The sequence below is a fragment of the Agrobacterium sp. D14 genome (assembly GCF_001526505.1).
In the GTDB taxonomy this organism is placed as follows: domain Bacteria; phylum Pseudomonadota; class Alphaproteobacteria; order Rhizobiales; family Rhizobiaceae; genus Agrobacterium; species Agrobacterium leguminum.
Map to the genome: position 1 here is coordinate 21,463 of NZ_ASXX01000007.1, position 24,026 is coordinate 45,488.

General features: G+C 59.4%; 20 protein-coding genes and 1 pseudogene. 9 read left to right on the top strand and 12 right to left on the bottom strand.

Going from position 1 to position 24,026, the window contains the following annotated elements; genetic code table 11:
• The first annotated feature begins 226 nt into the window (after positions 1–226).
• The 3 genes from L901_RS05400 to L901_RS05410 all read left to right on the top strand — a co-directional run bounded on the left by L901_RS05400 (position 227) and on the right by L901_RS05410 (position 2,764).
• Positions 227–808, top strand: coding sequence for a thymidine kinase (locus L901_RS05400; RefSeq protein ID WP_059754197.1), 582 nt, complete (start codon positions 227–229; stop codon positions 806–808).
• A gap of 113 nt (positions 809–921) precedes the next feature.
• Positions 922–1,374, top strand: a complete 453-nt coding sequence (locus L901_RS05405) for a pseudoazurin (RefSeq protein ID WP_003524080.1) — start codon at positions 922–924, stop codon at positions 1,372–1,374.
• 238 nt (positions 1,375–1,612) lie between these two features.
• The gene (locus tag L901_RS05410; RefSeq protein ID WP_059754200.1) at positions 1,613–2,764 is read left to right on the top strand and encodes a DUF2333 family protein; all 1,152 of its coding nucleotides are present in this window, start codon (positions 1,613–1,615) and stop codon (positions 2,762–2,764) included.
• A gap of 30 nt (positions 2,765–2,794) precedes the next feature.
• On the opposite strand, the gene L901_RS05415 is transcribed toward L901_RS05410, so the two are convergent.
• Both L901_RS05415 and L901_RS05420 read right to left on the bottom strand, forming a co-directional pair.
• Positions 2,795–3,511 (bottom strand): helix-turn-helix transcriptional regulator, encoded by a 717-nt coding sequence (locus L901_RS05415; protein WP_059754203.1) that lies wholly within the window; start codon positions 3,509–3,511, stop codon positions 2,795–2,797.
• A 100-nt stretch (positions 3,512–3,611) separates the two neighbouring features.
• Entirely contained in the window at positions 3,612–4,133 is a 522-nt protein-coding gene (locus L901_RS05420) for a TIGR00645 family protein (protein WP_003524933.1), read from the bottom strand.
• Positions 4,134–4,491: 358 nt separating this feature from the next.
• On the opposite strand from L901_RS05420, the gene L901_RS05425 reads away from it, so the two are divergent.
• Positions 4,492–6,732, top strand: a complete 2,241-nt coding sequence (locus L901_RS05425; RefSeq protein WP_059754206.1) for a TonB-dependent hemoglobin/transferrin/lactoferrin family receptor — start codon at positions 4,492–4,494, stop codon at positions 6,730–6,732.
• Positions 6,733–6,788: 56 nt separating this feature from the next.
• Here L901_RS05425 and L901_RS05430 read toward each other — a convergent pair whose 3' ends face one another.
• On the bottom strand, positions 6,789–7,712 hold the full coding sequence (locus tag L901_RS05430; protein ID WP_059754208.1) for an extensin family protein: 924 nt from the start codon (positions 7,710–7,712) through the stop codon (positions 6,789–6,791).
• A gap of 336 nt (positions 7,713–8,048) precedes the next feature.
• Between L901_RS05430 and L901_RS05435 the strand changes: the two genes are divergently transcribed.
• Together L901_RS05435 and L901_RS05440 are read left to right on the top strand one after the other, a co-directional pair.
• Entirely contained in the window at positions 8,049–10,238 is a 2,190-nt protein-coding gene (locus L901_RS05435) for an anthranilate synthase (protein WP_059754595.1), read from the top strand.
• Positions 10,235–10,747, top strand: coding sequence for a GNAT family N-acetyltransferase (locus L901_RS05440; protein WP_059754211.1), 513 nt, complete (start codon positions 10,235–10,237; stop codon positions 10,745–10,747). Before L901_RS05435 ends, L901_RS05440 begins: the two co-directional genes overlap by 4 nt.
• Here the strand turns inward: L901_RS05440 and L901_RS05445 are convergent.
• Positions 10,744–11,687, bottom strand: a pseudogene (locus L901_RS05445) (HD-GYP domain-containing protein). The gene L901_RS05440 and the pseudogene L901_RS05445 sit on opposite strands and share 4 nt — an antisense overlap.
• Before the next feature lie 278 nt (positions 11,688–11,965).
• Between L901_RS05445 and ade the strand changes: the two are divergent.
• On the top strand, positions 11,966–13,660 hold the full coding sequence (ade, locus tag L901_RS05450; RefSeq protein WP_059754214.1) for an adenine deaminase: 1,695 nt from the start codon (positions 11,966–11,968) through the stop codon (positions 13,658–13,660).
• Positions 13,661–13,726: 66 nt separating this feature from the next.
• Here the strand turns inward: ade and L901_RS05455 are convergent, their stop codons facing one another.
• The 3 genes from L901_RS05455 to L901_RS05465 form a co-directional block, all read right to left on the bottom strand.
• Complete coding sequence (locus L901_RS05455; RefSeq protein WP_059754216.1) at positions 13,727–14,278, bottom strand: hypothetical protein; 552 nt, start codon at positions 14,276–14,278, stop codon at positions 13,727–13,729.
• 306 nt (positions 14,279–14,584) lie between these two features.
• A complete protein-coding gene (aac(6'), locus tag L901_RS05460; protein WP_059754219.1) occupies positions 14,585–15,043 on the bottom strand; it encodes an aminoglycoside 6'-N-acetyltransferase in 459 nt (152 codons plus the stop codon).
• Positions 15,040–16,704 carry an alpha-glucosidase family protein gene (locus L901_RS05465; RefSeq protein WP_059754220.1) on the bottom strand — a complete coding sequence of 555 codons (1,665 nt, stop codon included), beginning with the start codon at positions 16,702–16,704 and terminating at the stop codon, positions 15,040–15,042. The genes aac(6') and L901_RS05465 overlap by 4 nt, the downstream gene beginning before the upstream one ends.
• A 255-nt stretch (positions 16,705–16,959) precedes the next feature.
• Between L901_RS05465 and L901_RS05470 the strand changes: the two genes are divergently transcribed.
• Together L901_RS05470 and L901_RS05475 are read left to right on the top strand one after the other, a co-directional pair.
• Positions 16,960–17,880 carry a sugar kinase gene (locus tag L901_RS05470; RefSeq protein WP_059754223.1) on the top strand — a complete coding sequence of 307 codons (921 nt, stop codon included), beginning with the start codon at positions 16,960–16,962 and terminating at the stop codon, positions 17,878–17,880.
• Positions 17,881–18,266: 386 nt separating this feature from the next.
• Positions 18,267–19,316, top strand: coding sequence for a bifunctional monoglucosyl/glucuronosyl diacylglycerol synthase (locus L901_RS05475; RefSeq protein ID WP_082710505.1), 1,050 nt, complete (start codon positions 18,267–18,269; stop codon positions 19,314–19,316).
• A gap of 188 nt (positions 19,317–19,504) precedes the next feature.
• Here the strand turns inward: L901_RS05475 and L901_RS05480 are convergent, their stop codons facing one another.
• The 5 genes from L901_RS05480 to L901_RS05500 form a co-directional block, all read right to left on the bottom strand.
• The gene (locus L901_RS05480) at positions 19,505–20,116 is read right to left on the bottom strand and encodes a hypothetical protein (RefSeq protein ID WP_059754229.1); all 612 of its coding nucleotides are present in this window, start codon (positions 20,114–20,116) and stop codon (positions 19,505–19,507) included.
• A gap of 121 nt (positions 20,117–20,237) precedes the next feature.
• Positions 20,238–20,846, bottom strand: a complete 609-nt coding sequence (locus L901_RS05485; protein ID WP_059754232.1) for a DUF2026 family protein — start codon at positions 20,844–20,846, stop codon at positions 20,238–20,240.
• A gap of 198 nt (positions 20,847–21,044) precedes the next feature.
• Entirely contained in the window at positions 21,045–22,475 is a 1,431-nt protein-coding gene (gene der / locus L901_RS05490) for a ribosome biogenesis GTPase Der (RefSeq protein ID WP_059754235.1), read from the bottom strand.
• 132 nt (positions 22,476–22,607) lie between these two features.
• Positions 22,608–23,279: a tetratricopeptide repeat protein gene (locus L901_RS05495; protein ID WP_059754238.1), complete on the bottom strand. Its 672-nt coding sequence runs from the start codon at positions 23,277–23,279 to the stop codon at positions 22,608–22,610.
• A gap of 155 nt (positions 23,280–23,434) precedes the next feature.
• Entirely contained in the window at positions 23,435–24,019 is a 585-nt protein-coding gene (locus L901_RS05500) for an NnrU family protein (RefSeq protein WP_059754241.1), read from the bottom strand.
• Positions 24,020–24,026: the final 7 nt, after the last annotated feature.

Genomic DNA, 24,026 nt, shown 5'->3' on the forward strand with positions numbered 1-24,026 from the left:
AAATCACCGGGTTTTAACGCCCGAATGCGACAAACAGTCCGGTTGCGGAAATCTGTGTTTTTCCCACTGCGGCACTTTTCAATCCGCTTCTTCGCCGTCAAAAGACGCTGGCTGCAGCATCGGCATAAACAAGAATCGGCTCCGTGAGTCGCGGTGTGCCGCTTCAACAGGTTGGAGCATTGTTAAGAAGCGTCCGAAGGACGCAAGGGCGCTCCGGGAGTGGATAATGGCAAAACTCTATTTCAATTATTCGGCGATGAACGCCGGCAAATCGACCATGCTGCTGCAGGCATCCTACAATTATCAGGAGCGCGGCATGCGCACACTGATCTTCACGGCCGCCTTTGACGACCGGGCTGGCGTCGGCCGTGTCGCCTCGCGCATCGGCCTCTCCTCCGACGCCCTGACCTTCGATGACAATACCGACCTGTTCGCCGAGGTATCGGCCCTCACTGCCGAAGCGCCGGTCGCCTGCGTTTTCATCGATGAAGCCAACTTTCTCTCCGAACACCATGTCTGGCAGCTTGCCGACATTGTCGACAGGCTGAACATCCCGGTCATGACCTATGGCCTGCGCACGGATTTTCAGGGAAAGCTTTTTCCCGCTTCGAAAGAACTGCTTGCCATTGCCGACGAGCTTCGCGAAATCCGCACCATCTGCCATTGCGGCCGCAAGGCGACGATGGTGGCCCGCTTCGACAATGAAGGAAAGGTCGTGACGGAAGGCGCGCAGATCGATGTCGGCGGCAACGAGAAATATGTTTCCTTCTGCCGCCGCCACTGGGTGGAGACGTTCAAGGGCGAGTGAACATCTGCGTCCGGTTGCCGCATTTGATTTTCCGCAAAGATGGCTCCCCCGCTCCTGGGCTAAGACGACGGCGACACATTCGCGTGGATGTGCTTTCTCTCAGGAGCAAAACTATGCAGAACAGAACTGCCAAATTCGCCGGCCTCGCCATTCTCGCAGGTCTTTTCGCCTTTCCCGCCCTTGCTGCCGAAATCGAAGTGAAGATGCTCAACAAGGGCAGCGACGGTCAGGCGATGGTCTTCGAGCCCGCAACCGTCAAGGCCGCCGTCGGCGACGTCATCACCTTCGTCCCGGTCGACAAGGGCCATGATGCGGCAGCCGTGAAGGACATGATCCCCGAGGGTGTCGCAGACTTCAAGGGCAAGATGAACGAGACGGTGAAGTTGACGGTCGAGAAGGAAGGCGCCTACGTCGTCAAATGCACACCGCATCTGGGCATGGGCATGATCGCGCTCGTTGTCGTCGGCGATGCCGCGCCGGCCAATCTGGACGCCGTCAAGAACGGCAAACTGCCGAAAAAGGCACGCGACCGGCTGAACGACGAGATCGCCAAGCTCGGCCTCTAGGCGCATATCCCTTCGGTTCCGCGGCGGCTGTTGCTCCACAATCGGTGTGGAAAGCCACAATGGCCGGCGCGGACCGCAGGTTGAGAAAAGTTTCGCAATCATGTTGTATCCCGGTTGACCGGGACATATCTGGAAGACAGTAAATGACCGCGGTTTATACGAAGCGCCGAAGGGCGCGGGCGGGCCGCGTGTTTTTCTTCCGGCGTCCAGCCCCACGGGCAGAGGAGACTATGACGACATGATCGACCGGATCACCGCTTTGATTCAGGCAGCCTTCAGCGCCATCGGCAGGGCCGCCGGTCTTCTCGTCGCCTGGCTTCTGTGGCCCTTCATGGCCGCCCATGGCTGGTACAGCGGCCGCAACTGGCTCATCAAGGGTCCGATTGCCCTCATCGTCATTCTTCTTGCCGGCTTTTACGGATATTTCATCTGGCAAACCCAGGTCTGGACGAATTTCGACCCGGATTACGTCGCGCGCTACAAGCTTGAAGAGCGCACCGTGCCTGCCGGGCAGGAATTGCCCGCCGCCGCCCCGGCGGGTGGCGCAACGGGTGCCGCCGCAAACACATCCGCGCCGGTCTGCCAGCGTTCGGCCATCGTCGACGCGGCCGCCGATCTCACCGATTTCAACGTCAACCAGAACGCATGGATTTCCTCCATGCTGCTCTATCGTCTCGGCCTTTTCGGTATGGACTGGGACAGCACGCCGTTTCTGGACAACAAGGCGTCTTTCCAGCGCGGCGTAAACCAGGCCGTGCGCCGCACCTCGGTGGAACTGGTGGATACGCTCGGCCGCGTGCGCGGAACCTCCGGCATCAACAACAATCTCCAGGAAGCGCGCGGGAACATGCAGTTCAGCGAATATTCCTGGTATTTCGGTCTCGATCCTTTCGGCCCGAAGACGCCGACGCCGGCCTATTATCGCGCCGCCATCCGCAGCTTCCAGGCCTTCAACGGCGAGCTTGCCGCCTGCAAGGCCGTCTTCGATACCCGCGCCGACAACCTCATCCAGTTCATCGACCGTATCGCCGGCGATATCGGCTCCACGTCTGCAATTCTGCGCGAGCGTTCGGAAAACTATAATGGCGGCTGGTTCGATACGCGCGCCGACGACCGCTTCTGGTTCGCCTATGGCCAGCTCTACGGCTATTACGGCGTGCTTTCCGCCGCCGGATCGGACTTCGCACAGGTCATCCGCGAGCGTAACCTGACCAACCTGTGGAACGACACGCTGTTGCAGACCCGCGCAGCCCTGCGCATCCAGCCGGCGATCATTTCCAATGGTGAGGAAAGCGGCTGGATCATGCCCTCGCACCTCGCCACCATGGGATTTTACGTTTTGCGGGTTCGCTCGAATCTCGTCGAGCTTCGCTCGGTTCTCGACCGGTAAGGCGAGGCCTGCCGAAAACGACAGGATCGATCAGTCTATCAGGCCAAGGCGTATCGTCTTGGCCACGAGCTGGGTGCGGTTGACGCAGTCGAGCTTGCGGATGGCGTTGTTCATATAGGCATTGACGGTATGTTCCGAGATGGACAGAAGCTCGGCGATCTCCACGGAGGTCTTTCCCTGCGCCGTCCAGCGCACCACATCGAGTTCCCGCTTCGTCAACGGCGATGGACCTTTTGAGTTGGTGCGGCAAAGCCGGTCATAAACCTCCAGAGCATGCAGCACGATCATGCCCAGCTCGTTGAGCGCGGCTTGCGGCAGGATATCGCGATCGCCTGCGAAATTCATCAGATGCCGGTTGCCGTACATGCCATGCACCGGCACCATCAGACCGGCCGTAATGCCCATGCTGCTCAGCGAGGCCGCCGCATCCACCAGCGGTCCGCAGGCAATATCCGGATCCTGCAGCGACCAATATTGCGGCATCATCGATGACGCGCCGCGCTTGATGACGGGACAGTCCCCAAGTGCGCCGTCCCTGGTCATCGCATTCACGACCCAGATGGGCAGGCTGCTTTCGACAACCGTCGGCAAGGCATAGGCATTCTGTCCGCCGGGCAACCGCAAAAGGGTCACATAGGCGTAACCGAAGGCGCGCATCACTTCCCGCAGCGCCTCCAGCCATTGGGATTTGTCGGCCGCAGCCGACAGATCGTCGCAAAGTCTGGCCTGACGCTCCGTCTTCACCATTCACGCACCCTCGACACGCCGGGACGCAGCGCCCGGAGCGAGAAACATGCGGCATGGCCAGAACGGGGTTGCGACCTTCATATCGGCTGGACCATCCTGATCAAAGCACCGGCTTTTCGGATTTGTCCTTCGGCTTGGCCATCAGTTTTTCCAGGAAACCGAGCATGACCGCCGAGACGACAAAAGCCAGATGAATGATGGTGAACCACATCAGCTTGCTGTCCGAATATTGACTGGCATTGAGGAAGATTTGCAGCAGGTGGATCGATGAGATCGCCACGATCGACGACGCGACCTTGATTTTCAGGCTGCCGGAATCGAGCTTGCCCAGAAAGGAAACCTCGGCATCGGCATCGTCGAAGCGGCTGACGAAGTTCTCGTAACCGGAAATCATCACCATGACGATCAGGCTGGCGACCAGCGCCGCATCGATCAGACCCAGCATGGCGAGGATCATGTCCGCTTCGTCGTAGGTGAAAACGTTCTTCGCAACTTTCAGAAACTTGAGCGCGAAGGAAAACGCATAAACCGCCAGTGCCGCGACGAGCCCGAGATAAAAAACGACGAGCAGCCAGCGGCTGGAGAGGATGATCCGCTCGACGAGCAGTTCAAGAGACTTCATTTCCGTATCCGATTAATAATCTGTTTATTGTTGGGGCATGGTTTGTTTCGCCATGTAAACTGGCTGCGAATATCCTAGCAAGCGGCAATGTCGGGACTTTGACCGTACCGTGGCGTTTTCACACCCCATTTGCCAGTGACGTTCGAGAGCGGATAAGCGTCATATTTTTGCAACATACTGTTATGCTTTAAAACATGATGCTAAAAGTCATATATAATATGTTGACAGTTATCGTCATGTTTTTTAGTCCTCGCTTATCGGCTCGCCCGTAACAATCAAAACAGTTTCAGCCGCGGCGGCAAGCGCGGCGTGCTTTCGCACGCCGTGGCCCATTCGCGCGCCTACCTGGGGGTACTTAATGTCCATTTCGCGCACGCATTCCGCGCTGCTTCTGTGCACTGCCATCTCTCTTCTGCCGCTTGCCGGCCCCGCGCTGGCACAGGATGCCGCGTCGCAGGCGGACGGCGCCACCACGCTTGAAAGGATCGTCGTCAAGGGCAAGCGCGTCAAAAGCGCCAATGCCGCCGCCGACACGCCGCTGGCGAGCCAGACCACGGCGGAAGACATCCGCAAGAAGGATATCGGCAGCATCAAGGACCTCGGCAACAGCACGGAGCCGGGCGTCGATTACGTCGATGCCAAGCCCGGCCGGCCCGGCGGCCTGTTCATTCGCGGCCTCGGCGGCGCACGCGTCGTCACTTTGATCGACAATATTCCCGTTCCTTACTTCAACAATTTCGCCCGTCAGGGTCAGGCAACCACCACCCTCAGCGACACAAGCTCGAGCTTCGATTTTTCCTCGCTCTCGACGGTCGATGTGGTGCGCGGCGCAGATTCCAGCCGTATCGGCTCCGGTGCTCTCGGCGGCGCGCTGGTGCTGCGCACGCTCGAGCCGGAAGACCTGATCGGCGAAGGCAGGGACTGGGGCGGCGTGGCCAAGACCACCTATGACAGCGAAGACAGAAGCGTGGGCGGATCGCTCGCCGTCGCCAAGAAGATCGAGAATACCTCGGTCCTGTTCCAGGGCTCCTACAAGCGCGGCAACGAGACGGACAACAAGGGCACGGCGGATGTCTACGGAACGCGCCGCACCAAGCCCAATCCCGCCGACACCTATGAAAGCAACCTGATGTTCAAGATCCGTCAGGATCTTGAAGGCGGTCACCGCATCGGGCTGACGGCCGAGCGTTATTCGCTGAGAAACCGCAGCGACATGAAGACCCTGCAGGGCGTCAGCGTTTCGGGCTCGACCTACCGGATCGGCGATTACCGGGGCTACGAGGATACCGAGCGCGATCGCGTATCGCTCGACTACGAATACGAAGCGCCCTCGACCGACGGCTTCATCGATGCCGCCAATCTATCGCTATACTGGACGCGTCTTTCCAAGGAATCCGGCGCCGGTGACCGCCTGACCAACAATTCGCTCTATATTCGCGAAGACAGCATGCGCAACAGCGCATTCGGCATCGTCGGCGGACTTGAATCCGGCTTCGAGCTTGGCGGCGTGCAGCATACGGTTCGTTTCGGCGGCAACGCCATGACGACCGATTTCAGCCAGGAGCTTTACGCCAACACGGCCGGCGTGACGTCTTCTTCCCAGTCCGACATGCCTGACGTGAGCGGCAAGAGCCTCGGTCTTTATCTCGATGACGAAATCGCCTTCGGCAACGGCTTCCGCCTGACCCCCGGCCTGCGCTTCGATTCCTATGACTACGACCCGGACGGCTCGGTTTCCAGCAATGGCGGCTACAGAACCTTCGGCCTGCCGACAGGCAACAGCGGCTCGCGCTTCTCGCCGAAGCTTCTCGCGACCTATGACGTCACACCGGAACTGCAGCTCTTCGCGCAATGGTCGATGGCCTATCGCGCCCCGACGATCAACGAACTGTACCTGAACTTCTCCAACATCAGCTCCGGTTACGCGGTGGTCGGTAATTCCTCCCTCAACCCCGAGACCAGCAACGGTTTCGAAATCGGCGCGAACTACGCCTCCGGCGACCTCACGGGAAGCCTGACGCTGTTCCACAACAAGTACAAGAACTTCATCGAGCAGTACACGACCTCGACGACGCTCTTCCCCGGCTTCGGCGGCAGGGGCAACGGATCGCTCTTCACCTATCGCAACCGTAACAACGTCGAAATCTCCGGTGTCGAAGCCAAGGTCCGCAAGGACCTCGCAAACGGCTTCTTCGCCCATGCTTCGCTCGCTTACGCCTATGGCAAGGACACCGACACCAACGAATTCATTCGCACGGTCGCGCCCTTCAAGTCCGTCGTCGGCATCGGCTACGAGCAGGACGTCTGGGGCACGGAATTTACCGGTGTCTTCTCCTCCGGCATGCGTGACGACAGGGTGGCCAACACCTTCGACGCCCCCGGCTATGGCGTATTCAACCTGACGGGCTGGTGGGAACCGGAACAGACCAAGGGCCTGCGCATTCAGGCTGGCATCTACAATCTGTTCGACAGGAAATACTGGAATGCCGTCGGCGTTCGCGACGTGAACCCGAATTCCGTCAGCACCGTCAACCAGCCGGTGGACTTCTATACGGAAGCCGGACGCACCTTCAAAATCTCTCTGACCCAGAAATTCTAAAACCGGGCAGAAACATCATCTCCAGTCGGGGCGGCCTTCGGGTCGCCCCTTTTTTATTACCGGCAATAGAGATAATCGCCCTTGCGCTCCAGCACGTCGAGATGCAGGTGATCCTGATGGGTGGCGTCGCTGCCGGGCGAAAGAACCGTGCGGAAGAACAGGCAGGCGGCGGCGGTAATCGTGCGCTGGAAAGCGCCTTCCGGCGTTCCGTCCTCACCCCGCGGCTTCATAACAAGCGGTTCGCCCTTATCGAAGGCGATCGTGGAAATATCGACGGCATTGCCCTTGGCATGTTCGGAAATCTTGCCGTTTTCCGCGCTGTTGCGGTTGCGGCAGATATAGGTCGAGGCATTGGCGATGGCCGTCACCTTCTTTTCCGGCAGCGCAAGGGCCGCCGCCGGCAGCATCATCTCCTTTGTCCAGCGGGAAAGCGCGAGCGCAGTTTCGCAACGCATGGTGCCCGATGGTTCCAGCTTGATGCCGGGCAGAACCACGGAAAGCTCGACAGGCGCTTCGATGCCGCAGCCCTGCTCCGCATCGCGGATCGGTTCAAGCTGCTTGAACTCGGCGCCGATATCCTTCAACGCGCCAAGGCATGCCTGAAGCGCGGCCGGGTCTTCCGGCCTCACCGGCTCGGGCGGCTTCTCATCCGGTTTTGCAGCGTCAACGTCCGGTTTCCGTGGTTCGCCCTCCTCTTTGCCCTCACCCGCCTTATCCTCGACGCCTTTCTTGCTGTCATCGGACCCCTTGTCTGCCGGCGTCTTGCCGTCATCCGGTTTCCCCTCTTCCGGGACCTGCGGTTTCGGGGCCGGTTTCGGCGCTTCCGTCGGACTTTGCGGCGGCTCGTCCGATGGCTTTTCCGAGGGGGTGGCGGATTGCGTCTCGCCCGGTTTCGGTTGCGGCACCGGCACCTGCGCCGGCGGTTCAGAGGCGGAAATCAATGCGAGGGTGGTTACCAGAAGACACAGGCGATGAAGCATTTTTCGGGGCACTCCTGACCGTTTCGGCAGGAGTGCAACGCCGCGACGGCCCGTAAGGTTCATTCCCTCACCGAAATCCGCTTGCCAAGGCGGATCGTGCGCGCTAACAATTTTCCCATGAACATCGTGTCTAAGAACATTGCTAACTGGTGGTGGGGCAGCTTTTCGCGGCCTTGACCAGTCATGTCTTCAGACAAAGTCCAAGCCGCCCGAATTTTCAGGCGGCTTTTTTGTTATTTTGCCGCCTGTCATCGGGCTTGAACAACAGAAAGCATGCGCGCAAAAGTGCTTGACGGTTTTGCGATAACGACATGCGAAAAAACGAGTACGAAAGAAATGGTAACGATCATTCAGGATGACGGCGCGGAAACCTACGAGACGAAGGGCGGCATCAAGGTCAGCCGAAAGCGTCGGCCCGCCGATTACGCCAGCGCCATCGATAATTATATCGAAAAGCTCGCTTCCCATCGCGGCGCGGTTTTTTCGTCCAACTATGAATATCCGGGCCGTTACACCCGCTGGGATACGGCCATCGTCGATCCACCGCTCGGCATTTCCTGTTTCGGCCGCAAGATGTGGATCGAGGCCTATAATGGCCGCGGCGAAGTGCTGCTTTCCTTCATCACCGAAAAGCTGAAGGCGACGCCAGATCTCACGCTTGGCGCTTCCACCACGCGCCGTCTCGATCTGACCGTCAACGAACCGGACCGCGTTTTCACCGAAGAAGAACGTTCGAAAATCCCGACCGTCTTCACGGCGCTGCGTGCCATCGTCGACCTCTTTTATTCGAATGCGGATTCGGCCATCGGCCTGTTCGGCGCCTTCGGTTACGATCTCGCCTTCCAGTTCGACGCGATCAAGCTGTCGCTTTCGCGCCCGGAAGACCAGCGCGACATGGTGCTGTTTCTGCCCGACGAAATCCTCGTCGTCGACCACTATTCCGCCAAGGCCTGGATCGACCGCTACGATTTCGAAAAGGGCGGCGTGACGACGGACGGCAAGTCCTCCGACATTGCGCCCGATCCCTTCAAGACCACGGACACGATCCCGCCGAAGGGCGATCACCGTCCCGGTGAATATTCCGAACTGGTGGTGAAGGCCAAGGAAAGCTTCCGCCGCGGCGATCTGTTCGAGGTCGTTCCCGGCCAGAAATTCATGGAGCGTTGCGAGAGCAATCCGTCGGCGATTTCGCGCCGCCTGAAGGCGATCAATCCCTCGCCCTATTCCTTCTTCATCAATCTCGGCCATCAGGAATATCTGGTCGGCGCTTCGCCGGAAATGTTCGTGCGCGTCTCCGGCCGCCGCATCGAGACCTGCCCGATTTCCGGCACCATCAAGCGTGGCGACGATCCGATTGCCGATAGCGAGCAGATCCTGAAATTGCTCAACTCGAAGAAGGACGAATCCGAACTCACCATGTGCTCGGATGTGGACCGTAACGACAAGAGCCGCGTCTGCGAGCCGGGTTCGGTGAAGGTTATCGGCCGCCGCCAGATCGAGATGTATTCGCGCCTCATCCACACGGTGGACCACATTGAAGGCCGCCTGCGCGATGACATGGACGCCTTTGACGGCTTCCTCAGCCACGCCTGGGCCGTCACCGTCACCGGTGCACCGAAGCTGTGGGCCATGCGCTTCATCGAAGGCCATGAGAAGAGCCCGCGCGCCTGGTATGGCGGCGCAATCGGCATGGTCGGTTTCAACGGTGACATGAATACGGGGCTGACGCTGCGCACCATCCGCATCAAGGACGGCATTGCCGAGGTGCGTGCGGGTGCAACGCTGCTCAACGATTCCAATCCGCAGGAAGAAGAAGCCGAAACCGAACTGAAGGCCTCCGCCATGATCGCCGCCATTCGCGATGCCAAAGGCACCAACGCCGCTTCCACCAAGCGCGACGCCGCCAAGGTGGGCACCGGTGTGAAGATCCTGCTTGTCGACCACGAAGACAGTTTCGTGCACACGCTGGCGAATTATTTCCGCCAGACGGGCGCGACCGTCTCCACCGTCAGAACGCCGGTTGCGGCAGAAGTGTTCGATCGCTTCCAGCCCGATCTCGTCGTGCTCTCTCCCGGACCGGGCAGCCCGACGGATTTCGACTGCAAGGCGACGATCAAGGCCGCCCGCGCCCGCGAATTGCCGATCTTCGGTGTCTGCCTCGGCCTTCAGGCACTGGCGGAAGCCTATGGCGGCGAACTTCGCCAGCTTGCGGTGCCGATGCACGGCAAGCCCTCACGCATCCGCGTGCTGGAACCGGGTCTCGTCTTCTCTGGTCTCGGCAAGGAAGTGACCGTTGGCCGTTACCACTCGATCTTCGCCGACCCCTCCACCCTTCCGCGTGATTTCATCATCACGGCGGAAAGCGAGGACGGCACGATCATGGGCATCGAACACGCCAAGGAACCGGTGGCCGCCGTTCAGTTCCACCCGGAATCGATCATGACGCTCGGCCAGGACGCCGGCATGCGCATGATCGAAAATGTCGTGGTGCACCTGACCCGCAAGGCGAAGACGAAGGCGGCATGATGGCTGCTGCCGACGCCATCAACATCGAACCCATCCGGGCGGAGCACGTTGAAAGCTTTCACCGTGCTCTCGATGCGGTGTCGCGTGAGCGGAAATATCTGAGCTTCCTGGAGGCGCCGCCGCTCGATTCGGTCCGCACCTTCGTTCTCGACATGATCGAAAACGACCATCCGCAATTCGTGGCGATTGCGGATGGCAAGGTGATCGGCTGGTGCGATATTCGCCGTGAGAGCAGGCCCACCCATGCCCATCGCGGCACGCTCGGCATGGGCATCCTGCCGGCCTATCGCGACAAGGGGCTGGGTGGACGGCTGATGCGGCAGACGCTCGATGCCGCCCGTCAATGCGGGCTGCATCGTGTCGAACTCAGCGTGCATGCGGACAATGCCAGGGCAATCGCGCTTTATGAAAAGATCGGTTTTGTGCATGAAGGCCGGGGCCGTGACACCGTTCTGATCGACGGGCGTTACATCGACAGCCTGAACATGGCGATCATCTTCGGCAACTAACCCCTCGGCAGCGAGGCGGAAATGCACAGCGCGAATTTCTTCAACAGCTGCATGTCGAAATGCCCTTCCCGCCGCAGCATCCAGGTCAGCGCGTCATTCGCCGTCCACGGCTTCTTGTAGGGCCTGACCGAGGTGATGGCGTCATAGACGTCGCAAATCGCCGCGATACGCGCATAGAGGCTGATCTGGCTGCCCGCACGGCCGCTCGGATAACCGCCGCCATCCATCCGCTCATGATGATTGAAGCAGACATCGAGCACCATCTCCGGCATCTGCGCGTTGCGCGACAATATATCCCGGCCGAATGCGGGATGGAGATTGATGATTTCCCGCTCGCTGGCGCTCAACCCTTCCGCCTTGTTGAGGATCGATGAGGGGATCTCCACCTTGCCGATATCATGCAGCAACCCGCTGATGCCGAGCAGATTGACCATTCCCCTGTCGAGCCCGAGATAATTACCGAAGAGGATCATCAGCCCGCTGACGGAGACCGAGTGCACGAAGGTCGTCTCATCTTTCGATTTCAGGCGGGTGACGCCGATGAAAATCGCGGGTTCGACTGCACGGCATCGGAAATCTTGCCGGCCGCCGCAGCCATGCCCTTCAGCGAAACAATGCCGCCGTCTTCTGCAGCAGCAAAGGTCTCGGCAATCGTATCGGCGGCCGAGCGTACGGCATGGGTGACGGCGGCGACGGTTTCCGGGCAATTGCCCGGTTGCGGCGAAACGGCCGCAGAACGCGCGCTGCCTTCGGTATCGTATCCCTTGGCCGTGTTGATGACGATGCTTTCGGCGCCGCTTGATTTCAATTGACGCATTAATTCCTCGTGCCGCAAAAGAAAGCGGTGCCGTTTTAAAAATCCCTGGTTCGAAAGCGTTCCTTCGACCGCTTCGATAAACATGCCAATCGTCAGTTGCTGGGTGGAAATTCGTTTGAGCATCAGATGCTTTTATTTTCCTTCCCGGGAATGATAACCTGAAACCGTAATTCGTAAAAATGTCGGCACGCAACCGGCTAAACTATAAAGGTGAAGTCAAGCCTTCCCAACCCTGCCTAAACTTGCACCTTGAAAGATTAGATAACACAAATATGAAAATTTTTTACTCTTGATATATTTAAAACTCAAAGAATCAATCCGAATAGACCAAGAAACAACCATAGAATGTAAATAGTGAAAATTCTCGCATACGACGTAAATCAGGAGCCGAAGAAACCCGCATGAATTCCAGACTTGAAACGCGCATCGATCAGGGTACGGGCCGTGAACCGGCGGATATGGTTCTCAAGGGCGGACGCTTCTTCGACCTCGTCACCGGAGAACTCGTCGCTTCGGATATCGCCATCTGTGGCGACACCATCGTCGGCACCTGCGAGAACTACAAGGGGCGACAGGAAATCGACATTTCCGGAAAGATCGTCGTTCCGGGTTTCATCGATACGCATCTCCATATCGAATCGTCGCTGGTGACACCGCACGAATTCGACCGCTGCGTTTTGCCCTATGGCGTTACCACCGCCATTTGCGACCCGCATGAGATCGCCAATGTTCTGGGCGTTGAGGGGCTTCGGTTCTTCCTCGACAGCGCCATGGAAACCATCATGGACATCCGGGTGCAGCTCTCCTCCTGCGTGCCCGCCACCCATCTGGAAACCGCCGGCGCCGATCTGCCCATTGAAAAGCTGCTGCCGTTTCGCGATCATCCAAAGGTCATCGGGCTTGCCGAATTCATGAATTTTCCGGGCGTCATCCACAAGGATCCGGTGTGCATGGCGAAGCTCGAGGCCTTTCAGGGCCAGCATATCGACGGGCATGCACCGCTTCTCTCCGGCACGGCGCTGAACGGCTATCTCGCCGCCGGCATCCGCACCGAACATGAATGCACGAGCGCGACTGAAGCGCTGGAGAAAATCCGCAAGGGCATGCATATTCTGGTGCGTGAAGGCTCGGTCTCGAAGGACCTGCACGCCCTGATGCCGATCATCACCGAGCGCCTGTCGCCCTATCTGGCCCTCTGCACGGATGATCGCAACCCGCTCGACATCGCTGAACAGGGCCATCTCGACTATATGATCCGTACCGCGATCGCCAGCGGCGTGGAACCGCTCGCCATCTACCGCGCCGCCTCCATTTCCGCCGCAAAAGCCTTCGGCCTGCGCGACCGCGGCCTTGTCGCACCGGGCTGGCGCGCCGATCTTGTGGTCATCGACAGCCTGCAGAACTGCAAGGCCAGCATGGTGCTTTCCGGCGGCCGGATCGTCGATGACGCCCTTTTTGCCACGCGTAAACCGGTCGCACCCGTCGGCCTCGACAGCGTCAAGGCAAGACCCGTGCTCGCTTCCCATTTCGGCGTGCCGGTCACGGAGGGCGAAAGCCCTGTCATGGGCGTGCTTCCCGGCAAGATCATTACCGAGCACCGCCGCTACAGGCTGCCGACGGATGGCAACCAGACCACCGTCGATCTTGCGAACGACATCATCAAGGTCGCCGTCATCGAACGCCACGGCAAGAACGGCAACCATGCCAACGGTTTCGTTCAGGGCTTCGGCCTGAAAAAGGGCGCCATCGCCTCCACCGTCGGCCATGACAGCCACAATATCTGCGTCGTTGGCGTGAGCGAGGACGACATGGCGCTGGCCGCCAACCGGCTCGGCGAAATCAAGGGCGGCTTCGTGGTGGTGGAAGACGGCAGGGTGACGGGCGAGATCGCTTTGCCCGTCGCCGGGCTGATGAGCCTCGAACCCTATGAGACCGTTCGCGATACGCTGCACACGCTTAGAAAAGCAGCCTATGCGCTCGGCACGACGCTGGAAGAACCCTTCCTGCAGGTCGCCTTCCTGCCCCTGCCCGTCATCCCGCATCTGAAGATTTCCGATATGGGCATGGTGGATGTGGACCGGTTTGCGCTGATCTGACGGTGGCTTGCCGACCGGAGGCAGTGGAAAACACTCAATCCGCGTTTTGAGGCCGCGAGAGCGGCCTCATGCTTTCGTCTCCGAAGGCCAGGTGACGTAATAATATTTGCCCGCGACCCGGCCAAAATAGGCGTGTTTTCCCGTCGCCTTGTCGACATAGCTGCCGCTTCCATCCTTGGAAAGCTCGCCGTCTTCGCTGCGCTTCAGCTGCGTGTTGAGGAAATCCACCCAGTTGGTCTTGGCAATGTCAGTGGCTGTCGTCGGCTTGGCGTTTTTCTGGTTCGGATCCCACGCATTGATCGTTTTGCCCTGGGTGGGGTTCGAAACCTGCAGGGCCCCACGCTCGAGAGCACTCATCATCGACCGGGCGCGCAGATATTGCGCCGGATCGTCCCCCGCCAGGGAAAGCTTGGCCCTCAGATTCCGCATGAAGGCGGGCGATGCGATATAATCGGCTGACGAGGTTTTGGGGGCTGGTTTCGGTGTTGATGCGCGGGCCGCCGATTGTCCGGAAAGGAAGACCTCTCGGATGGATGGAAGGGCGGCCTTAGCTTTGGCGCGTGGCGAAGTGGAATTCGCGGTATTGGGCTGATTGAAATTCTTGATTGAAACGGACATGACAATCCCTGCTTCACTTTATGGGTGGAGACCGAAAAATCTGTAGGTTTCAATGATTAATACTGGAAGCTTGCCCAAAACTCGCCAACAGCGAAGTAAATATGAAAAAATTACTGAGAAATATTTATTATTACGAATATACGTAAGTTTTAATCGTGAATTAATTCAAAATTTAATACATTATAAATTCATCAATACTTAAATAGCACTATTCAACATCCAAGACGCGATCATGGCGCCGCATTTGATCGGCGAAAGGCGCCCGCGAAGACTGACATCATCCACTGGCTGAACAATGCCGAGAGGTCATGAACCCAAAGGCAGAGACTTGCGAAAATAAACCACCCGCTGCGTTTCCTCAAATCCCAGCGCCGCATGCATGCGGTGTGAATCGACATTGGAAATATCGGCATCGGAAGCAAGTTCGCTCACACCCTTGCTCGTCGCCCAATGGGTTACTTCGGCAATCAATGCAGCCGCAACGCCCTGTTTGCGAAAGGCCTCCTCCACATAAACGCCTTCGAGAAACGCCACGGGCGAGGTGTCGCATCCATTGACATAATCATGCCGCAGGCTGGCTTCGGCGAAACCGATGGCCATGCCCGCCGGATCATAGGCAATAAATCCAACCTCATTGTCGGAGACGTCCTGCAATTCCGCCCGGTGTTCGGCGGGTGAAGCATCCGGCCACAAGCGGTGCCGCAGGAGGGACCACTCACCGAGCGATGCTTCACCAGCCGTCTCGATGGCAAATTGCGCGCTCATGCAACGAGCCCGCAAAACACATCCAGCCCCTCGAGCTTCACGATACCCGCATCGAATAACGGTGCGAAACCCGGCATCGGCAGTATATCGGTGACCCGCATGGCCTTCGGTATAGGGAATTCCACCGCCTCACGGGTGAGGTTGAAAACGAAGAGCAGTTTTTCATCGCCCTTCTGGCGCGTGAAGGCCAGCACATCGAGATTGGTCTTGATAAAATGCATATCACCATCGCGCAGCGCGCCGTGACCTTTTCGGAACGACAAAACCGCACGATAATGGTTCAGAACCGAGTCCGGCTTGCGCTCCTGCGCATCCACAGCCTGCATGGCATGGACATAGGGCACCGGCAGCCAGGGCTTTTCAGCACTGGAAAAACCGGCATTCGGCTTGCCTGTCTCCCACACCATCGGCGTGCGGCATCCGTCACGCCCCTTGAAGGCGGGCCAGAAGCGGATGCCGTAGGGATCGCGCAGATCCTCGAAGGCAAGTTCCGCCTCGGTCAGACCCAGTTCCTCGCCCTGATAGAGACATATGGAACCGCGCAGACTGGCAAGAACGCAGATGGCAAGCTTCGCCACCCGCACCTGCTCCTCCGCACTTTCGGAAAAACGGCTGAGGTGGCGCACCACATCGTGATTGGAAAAGGCCCAGCATACCCAGCCATCCGTCACCACCTTGCCGAAGGTCTCGACCGAGGCGCGCAGATGCTTCGCGCTGAAATCCGGCCCCAGCAGGTCGAAAGTGTAGCACATGTTGAGCTTGTCGTTGCCGGACGTATAGGCCGCCACCGTCTTCAGCGACCGCGCCCCGTCTCCCACCTCGCCCACCGTGGCGCGGCCCTCGTAGTCGTCGAGCAGCGCGCGAAAACGCTTAAGGAAGGCCACGTTTTCCGGCCGCGTCTTGTCGTAGAGATGGTCCTGCATACCATAGGGATTGACGTCGGAGGCATCGAGACCGAAACTTTCCTCGTCGAAAAGCGGCGGGTTGTCGCGCAAAAGCTTGTCATGGAAATAATGGTTGACGGTATCGAGCCGGAAACCGTCCACCCCGCGATCCAGCCAGAAACGCACGGTTTCGAGGAGCGCATCCTGAACCTCGCGATTGTGGAAATTGAGATCCGGCTGCGAGGCGAGGAAGCTGTGCATGTAATATTGCTTGCGCACGCCGTCCCATTCCCATGCCGGGCCGCCGAACACGGAAAGCCAGTTGGTGGGTGCCGTGCCATCCGGCTTCGGGTTGGCCCAGACATACCAGTCGGCCTTGCTGTTGGTGCGGCTCGCCCGGCTGTCCACGAACCAGGGATGCTGGTCCGAAGTATGCGAGATGACCTGATCGATGATGACCTTCAGCCCCAGCCGGTGCGCCTCCGCCATCAGCGCGTCGAAATCGGCAAGCGTGCCGAACATCGGATCGACATTGCAATAATCGGAAACGTCATACCCCATATCGGCCATTGGCGAGGTGAAGAAGGGCGAGAGCCAGATGCCGTCGACACCGAGCGAGGCGATATAGGGCAGGCGTTTCGTTACCCCGGCAAGATCGCCGTAACCGTCGCCGGTCGTATCCTGAAACGAACGCGGATAGACCTGATAGATCACCGCTCCCTTCCACCAGTCCGATTGCGCTTGGGGTTTGTGGACCGGGGCATGGGTTAGCGGCATGGGCGATCTCCTGATGGTGGCCGGCGCATGTCTCCCAAAAGTGTGACGCGGTTTTGGGAAAGAGACATGCGTAAAAAAGAGACACGGCGCTTTCGCGATTCGAAGAAAAGCGAAAGCGCCGTGGCACGAGAATATAAAGCCGTCGCGGCCGCGTAAACCGGAACTTCGCACATGCACAAACGGCCATAACCGCCCTTGTCAGCGGCGCGCACTCGTCGTAAGCCGCATGGCTGGAAAAAACGGGAGGATGACGGCGTGGGCGGACGGTTTCTGTCGATTGGCGAATGCATGGTGGAACTGTCGCAGGCCGGCAACGGTCTGCTGCGCAAGGGTTTTGCCGGCGATACGTTCAATACCGCATGGTATGCCCGGGCCTGCCTGCCAGGCGACTGGTCGGTCGATTATTTCACCGCGCTTGGCGACGATCCTCTCTCTGAAGACATGCTCACCTTCATCGCCGATGCCGGCATCGGCACCGAAAAAATCCGCCGCATCAAGGGCGGCACACCCGGCCTTTACCTCATCAACCTGAAGGACGGCGAGCGCACCTTCAGCTACTGGCGCAATGCCGCCGCCGCAAGGCAGCTGGCCGCCGATGCGGATCATCTGCGCAGGACGGTGGAAAGCGCTGATGTCGTCTATTTCTCCGGCATCACGCTCGCCATTCTCGCCTCCGCCCATGATGTCGATACGTTCCTTGCCGAACTGCGCCGCGCCAAGGCGGCGGGCAAGCTGGTGGTCTTCGACCCCAACATCCGCCCGCGCCTGTGGGCGGACAGGGATACGATGCTTGAGACCATCTCCAACGGCGCACGCGCCGCAACGCTTGTCATGCCGAGCTTCGATGACGAGGCGAGCCATTTCGGCGATGTCTCCGTGGAAGCGACCATCGACCGCTACCGTTCGCTTGGCGTCGAAAACATCGTCGTGAAAGACGGCGCCAAGGGTGCGACGCTCGATTTCGGCGGCAGTCGCAGTCACGCCCCGGCGGTGAAGGCCGTGGACGTGGTGGATACGACAAGCGCCGGCGACAGCTTCAACGGCGCTTTCCTCGCCCGTTATGTGACAGGCAGTTCGCCGGAGGAAGCGGCCACCTTCGCGGCAAGGGCGGCCGCAACCGTCATCGGTCACCACGGCGCGCTGATCAGCCCCGAGCTGCTGCCGCTGGTGGGATAACGTTCAGCCAAACTGGGCGATCACGGATTTTCGCGGGTAGGCTACCCCGCCCTCCCTCATTCCTGTGCTTGTCACAGGAATCCAGCCGACGCGCGTCTGCGCGGCGGGAAGAGTCTTTTCAGCTCAAGGACTTGGGCTGGCTGGATCCCTGTGACAGGCACAGGGATGAGGATAGAAGAAAACATTGCGGACAACCGCAAACTTCAAATGTACCGCGCTGATACCGATAATTACGTCACCCGCCGTGTGCCTTGAAGCTAGACACAGAGGCCGCTTCCCCGCCGTCACACACCCTGACATGATCCTGTAACACGCACGCCGCATATACGGGCAGAAGCCGGGCAATGGGGATTCGCCCGCGCGCAGATGAGCAGGATCAGTGTTTCATGACGAGAATCACGATTGTCACAGATGCCTGGCACCCGCAGGTCAACGGCGTGGTTCGCTCCATAGAAAACACCAATACCGAACTCGCGCGGCTCGGCGTCGATGTGCGCATGGTCACGCCGCAGAGTTTTTACAGCATCCCCTGCCCCACCTATCCGGAAATCCGCCTTTCGGTTGCCGGTTATCGCCGTGTGGCGGCGGAGATCGAAAAAAGCCAGCCTTCCTTCGTGCATATTGCGACGGAAGGGCCGCTGGGTTTCATGGCGCGGCGCTGGTGCGTGAAGAACCGCATGCGTTTTTCCACCAGCTATCACACCCGCTTTCCCGAATATGTGGCGGCGCGTTTCCCTGTGCCGGAAAGCTGGCTTTATGCCTTCGTGCGCTGGTTCCACAATGGCGGCAACACCTGCATGGTGGCGACGCCGAGCCTTGAGACCGAACTGGAAGCGCGCGGCGTGCGCAACCTGAAGCGCTGGAGCCGCGGCATCGACGCCGAGCTTTTCCATCCCCGCCCGAAAGCAAAGCTGCCTTTCGACCTGCCGCGCCCGATCTTCATGACGGTGGGACGTGTGGCGGTGGAGAAGAACCTGCCGGAATTTCTGGAACTGGACCTGCCGGGTTCGAAGGTCGTCATCGGCGACGGCCCCGCCCGCCATGAATTGCAGGAGAAATATCCGAACGTTTTGTTCACCGGCGTCAAGACCGGTGAGGAACTGGCCGATGCCTATGCGCAGGCCGATGTCTTCGTTTTCCCCTCGAAGACCGATACGTTCGGCAACACCATTCTGGAGGCGCTGGCAAGCGGCGTGCCCGTGGCCGCCTTCCCCGTCACCGGACCGATCGATATTCTCGGCGGCAACCCGGCAGCCGGTGCGCTGGACGACAATCTTCGCGATGCCTGTCTCGCGGCGCTTCATTGTTCGCCGCAGGAGGCGCTGGCGCTTTCCAGAAGCTACAGCTGGGAAAAAGCCTCGCGGCAATTCCTCGACAATGTCATTCACGCGGCGGGAAAATCCCTGCCGCTGCTGTCGCGTTCTCAACTTGCATGAGGCCGATCCCCGAGATTCTGTTCGGGAACGGTGGACGAAACGAAGCGGGAATGTCACAAGGCAATCAGGACGCGACTGCCGTTATTTTTAGAACGGGGTCGGGCTGCTGATTGACGTCAGGCGGCTGCCGCGAGAACACGCTGGCCGTCCTCTGTTTCCGGACGATACCGCCATTTTCAGATACCGCTTCAGGATAAGGGCAGAAGCTCTTTCTGCTGGGCTGCGCACCATTGATTGATTTTCTCGATGATGTCCTTTGCAGCAATCGGCAGGGCGCTGTTGGGTATGACAGCCACCGTCCCGTGGAAAACCAGCACCAGGCTGTCCGGCGGCGTGAGTGCGAGATGGTAGCGCGCCCAGCTCAGCTGCACGGTGTCCAGTCTTGTGACCTGCTTGTAACCCTCGGGTCCTATCTCGACCTCCGTGTGAGGCGAATACATCCGATCATTGGCAATATTCCAATGTGCCAGGACCTCGTAATAGGATTTCATCTCCTTTCTCGAGCCCCGCGCGATAATGAACCATATGGCGAGGGCCACAAACGGTGCGGGTGCAAACACCCAATAACCGACCACAGGCCAGACGCCCGGAAACCACGGCAGGCTTAAGGAATAGATGAAACCGGCAGCAAGTCCCGCAAACGAGGATAGATGCGCTCTGGCCGAGGCAAAATGGCGCTTCCACGACTTGTCGAAAATCATGCTGTAATTTTCATAGGCCTGATGTTGATAGCCGTGGACATACTCAGGCACATGTTTCGGATCGGGCGTGAAGCTTATTGAAATGGTGTCATCGGCCATAGGAACACGTCACTCCCGTCGCTGTTGAAGCCCAGTCTGCGTAGCAACATTGGCCTTATAAATCAAAAGACCTTTTGCTGGCAAAACCTTCGGGATCGACACTGCGCGGCGTAGTCTGCCTTCACCATGCTCCGGTGAGCATCTGGCCGGAAAGAGGCGCGGTCCGCGCCTTGCCGTCGCGATCCGTTACCGAAAGCGATGCGGCCATCTGTTTCGGCGACTTGCGGAACCAGTTGGCGGCAACGCTCGCCATATCGCCGATCATCGCCTGCCTGTGCCAGTCGGCAAAGCGCTTGGCCGTGGCTTCGGGTTCGGAGCGATAGAAGAAATCGCCGGATTGTCCGAGATCGTTGATGGATGCCGCCATGGCGGCAAGCGGCCGCTGGAACATTTTCGCCGGCACGGAAAGCCCATCGGCGCCTTCCGAAAATGCCGGCGCCATGAAATCGATGGCCCAGCCATCGGCCTCCACCCAGCAGTGGAAGTTCTCGCCCGCACCCGTCACATAACCGTCTTCGCGGTGATCGGCGAATAGCAGCACGGTTCCACCGAAATTATAGGCCGCAAGCCCGCCCTTCGGCACCGCCTTCACCTTGTAATGCTGCTGCAGGATGAATGCGCCGAAGGTGCTGAAATACATGGAGGCCGAGGCGGGATCGGCATTCTGGCTGATGAGCAGGCTGTTGATGACGCGGTAAATCCGGTGATAGTCGGTCTGCTTGATCAGCATGGTCTTTTACTCTTCAAAACCGTGAAATTGGGACGAGCGGGTGCCCCTTGTTTCTTCTCCCCGAGGGGGAGAAGTCCGCGGCAGCGGGATGAGGGGGCAAGGCCAACGATATGCGGAGAGGTTGCCCCCTCATCTGACCCTTCGGGCCATCTTCTCCCCGGCGGGGAGAAGAAACAGGCCGCGACGCCCTGCGTCAGATCATCGCCGCTTCTTCGCCTTGCTCTCGAACGGATTGTCAGACCCACGATAATGCACACGGATCGGCACGCCCGGCATGTCGAAATCCTTGCGCAGACCGTTCACCAGATAACGCGTATAGCTTTCCGGAATAGCTTCCGGCCGCGTGCAGGAAATCATGAAGGCCGGCGGGCGGGCCTTTACCTGCGTCATATATTTCAGCTTCAGGCGGCGGCCGGAAACGGCCGGCGGCGGATGCTGAGTCGTCTGCGAATCCAGCCAGCGGTTGAGGCGGGCGGTGGAGATGCGGCGGTTCCAGACCTTGTCGGTATCGATGATATTCTGCATCAGCCGGTCGAGACCATAACCCGTCTGGCCAGAAATCGGCACGGCGCGAATGCCGCGCGCCTGCGGCAGCAGCCGCTCGGTCTTCTCGCGCAGATCGGCCAGATAGGCCTGCGGGTCTTCCACCAGATCCCATTTGTTGAAAGCGAGCACGGCAGCGCGGCCTTCGCGAATGACGAGGTCGACCAGCTGCAAATCCTGCTTTTCGAAGGGAATGGTGCTGTCGAACACGATCACCACGGTTTCCGCAAAACGGATCGAGCGCAGCGAATCCGCCACCGAGAGCTTTTCCAGCTTCTCCGTCACCTTGGCCTTGCGGCGCATGCCGGCCGTGTCGAACATCTTGATGGTCCGGCCGCGCCAGTCCCATTCGACCGAAATACTGTCGCGGGTAATGCCGGCTTCCGGGCCGGTCAGCAGCCGGTCTTCACCGAGAAAACGGTTGATCAGCGTCGACTTGCCCGCATTCGGCCGGCCGATAATGGCGACGCGCAGCGGCTTGGTCTCGTCATAAACCGGCTCTTCGTCTTCTTCGTCCTCGCTGCCCGGCTCGCTGCGCGGCAGAACGATATCCGTCTCTGCCTCATCCACTTCAGGCGGGAAAGCGACGTCTTCGCCGATTGCCTCGACAATGGCGTCGCGCAGGTCGATCATGCCCTGGCCGTGTTCGGCCGAGATCGGGCAAGGGTCACCGAGGCCGAGCGTGAAGGCGTCGTAGAAACCGGCATCGGAACCGCGCGCTTCGGACTTGTTGGCCACCAGCACCACCGGCTTGCCACGACGGCGCAGCATTTCGCCCAGCGTCTCGTCAGCGGGCGTCAGGCCGGCCTTGGCGTCGACGACGAACAGCGTCACATCGGCTTCGTCGATTGCCGCTTCCGTCTGCGCCCACATGCGGCCCTGAAGCGTTTCCGGTCCGGATTGCTCCAGACCGGCGGTATCGATGATGGTGAAACGCAGGTCGACCAGCTTCGCCTCGCCAGGGCGGCGGTCGCGGGTCACACCCGGCGTATCGTCCACCAGCGCCAGCTTCTTTCCGACAAGACGGTTGAAAAGCGTGGACTTGCCGACATTGGGGCGCCCGACTATGGCGACGGTGAAGCTCATTGATCCTGGTTCCTTGAAGCACGTCTGCCCAAAACGTTACCTGTTTTGGGCAAAGGACATGCGTAAAATAATGAGTTGGATCGCTTTGGCAATGCGGAGAATGCCGGCGCGATCCTGCGTGGCGCAGCGGCGTTAGGCAGCCTTGCCCGAAGCGGTGATGTTGTCGAGCATGATCTGTGCGCGGTTCGTCACATTGCGCGGTGCCTGCGCGTCGCCGACGATCTGCTCGAACCATTGTTTGGCCTTGACGAAATCGCCGGCCTTGTAGGCGGCAAGGCCCAAGGCCTCACGGGCCGACGCCCGCATGGTCTGGCCCTCGGCGCTCAGCGGCTCGGCCAGTGCAACGACCTGATCATAGGTGCCGTTATCCACCAGCAGCCAGGCCGCGCGCACCTTGGCGGTATCGCGGAAGACCTGCGGTGCAGATGTGTCGTTGCCGATGGCGGTGAAGGCGGCGATGGCGCCGGCCGCATCGCCCTTCTGCGACAGCAGCGTGGCCGAGCGGAACTTCGCCAGAACCGGATAATTGCCATGACCGGAGGTTTCGAGATCGGCAAAGGCCTTCAGCGCCTCATCCGTCTTGTTGTCCGAAGCGAGCTTCAGCGCCGCAAGGAACTGGTCGCCGGAATTGGAAGCGCGGCTGGTGTTCCAGTATTCGTAGATACCGGCGCCAGCGGCGCCCAGAACCACGAGAACGGCCGCACCCACGACTACGATACCGTAACGGCCCCAGAAGCGCGACAGCTGCTCGGAGCGGATCTGCTCGTTCACTTCGCGGATAAAGGTATCATTTTCGTTTGCCATCAAATTCTCCGTTACCCGCGCGGAGATCGTCGCCGATCCATCCGTTCGCGGACATACCAAGCCGCTTACCCGGGTCAGCAAAAGCCAGACCGACCGGGTCATGGTCGGCCTTCTAGCCTATTTTGCCTGATATGTAAGGGGGAAACGTTGATTTCCTACAGGACGATGGGCTGAACGCCGATCAACCATTCGTGCAGTTTCAGGATGAATGCACCCCACAGAACGATGCCGCCGACAATGGCCACCAGATCGTAGCGGCTTGAAACGAAGTCCCGGACCACTTTTTCGCCCGCTCGTTCCCGGCGCTTCAGCGAAATCCGCATCACCACGCCCCAGGCAAGGAACGATGCGAAAAGAAGGATCGAAGACGTCTCGCCATTGGCAAGAAGATGCGCAAGCGCCCAGATCTTGACCGAAAGGATGAGCGGATGTTTCGTCTTCGTCGCGATGTGGCCAGCCGGGATGAGGCTGGCGATAAGACAGATCATCGCCGGCAGCATCAGGGTTACGGCGATATGGCTCATCCAGACCGGAGGATACCACAACATTCCGGTTTCCTGCCGCGCTTCACCGAAGGCATAGATGACGAGGCCGAGGGTGATGAGGCTGACGAGCGAATAGACGCCCTTGAAAGGCCCCTCCCCCATCGTCGCGACCATCCGCGCGCGAAATTGCGGTGCGACCACCTTCAAAAGATGCGTCAGCAGGAACAAGGCAAGACAGAGTGCGAGAAAAAGCATGGAACAC

Coding starts and splice junctions, on each gene's coding strand:
- L901_RS05485 (WP_059754232.1), bottom strand. CDS start 20,846: ATGCTGATCAAGCAGACCGACTATCACCGGATTTACCGCGTCATCAAC.
- L901_RS05495 (WP_059754238.1), bottom strand. CDS start 23,279: ATGGCAAACGAAAATGATACCTTTATCCGCGAAGTGAACGAGCAGATC.
- L901_RS05420 (WP_003524933.1), bottom strand. CDS start 4,133: ATGAAGTCTCTTGAACTGCTCGTCGAGCGGATCATCCTCTCCAGCCGC.
- L901_RS05465 (WP_059754220.1), bottom strand. CDS start 16,704: ATGCCGCTAACCCATGCCCCGGTCCACAAACCCCAAGCGCAATCGGAC.
- L901_RS05430 (WP_059754208.1), bottom strand. CDS start 7,712: ATGCTTCATCGCCTGTGTCTTCTGGTAACCACCCTCGCATTGATTTCC.
- L901_RS05440 (WP_059754211.1), top strand. CDS start 10,235: ATGATGGCTGCTGCCGACGCCATCAACATCGAACCCATCCGGGCGGAG.
- L901_RS05475 (WP_082710505.1), top strand. CDS start 18,267: ATGACGAGAATCACGATTGTCACAGATGCCTGGCACCCGCAGGTCAAC.
- L901_RS05500 (WP_059754241.1), bottom strand. CDS start 24,019: ATGCTTTTTCTCGCACTCTGTCTTGCCTTGTTCCTGCTGACGCATCTT.
- L901_RS05410 (WP_059754200.1), top strand. CDS start 1,613: ATGATCGACCGGATCACCGCTTTGATTCAGGCAGCCTTCAGCGCCATC.
- der (WP_059754235.1), bottom strand. CDS start 22,475: ATGAGCTTCACCGTCGCCATAGTCGGGCGCCCCAATGTCGGCAAGTCC.
- L901_RS05455 (WP_059754216.1), bottom strand. CDS start 14,278: ATGTCCGTTTCAATCAAGAATTTCAATCAGCCCAATACCGCGAATTCC.
- ade (WP_059754214.1), top strand. CDS start 11,966: ATGAATTCCAGACTTGAAACGCGCATCGATCAGGGTACGGGCCGTGAA.
- L901_RS05415 (WP_059754203.1), bottom strand. CDS start 3,511: ATGGTGAAGACGGAGCGTCAGGCCAGACTTTGCGACGATCTGTCGGCT.
- L901_RS05480 (WP_059754229.1), bottom strand. CDS start 20,116: ATGGCCGATGACACCATTTCAATAAGCTTCACGCCCGATCCGAAACAT.
- L901_RS05435 (WP_059754595.1), top strand. CDS start 8,049: ATGGTAACGATCATTCAGGATGACGGCGCGGAAACCTACGAGACGAAG.
- L901_RS05405 (WP_003524080.1), top strand. CDS start 922: ATGCAGAACAGAACTGCCAAATTCGCCGGCCTCGCCATTCTCGCAGGT.
- L901_RS05400 (WP_059754197.1), top strand. CDS start 227: ATGGCAAAACTCTATTTCAATTATTCGGCGATGAACGCCGGCAAATCG.
- L901_RS05425 (WP_059754206.1), top strand. CDS start 4,492: ATGTCCATTTCGCGCACGCATTCCGCGCTGCTTCTGTGCACTGCCATC.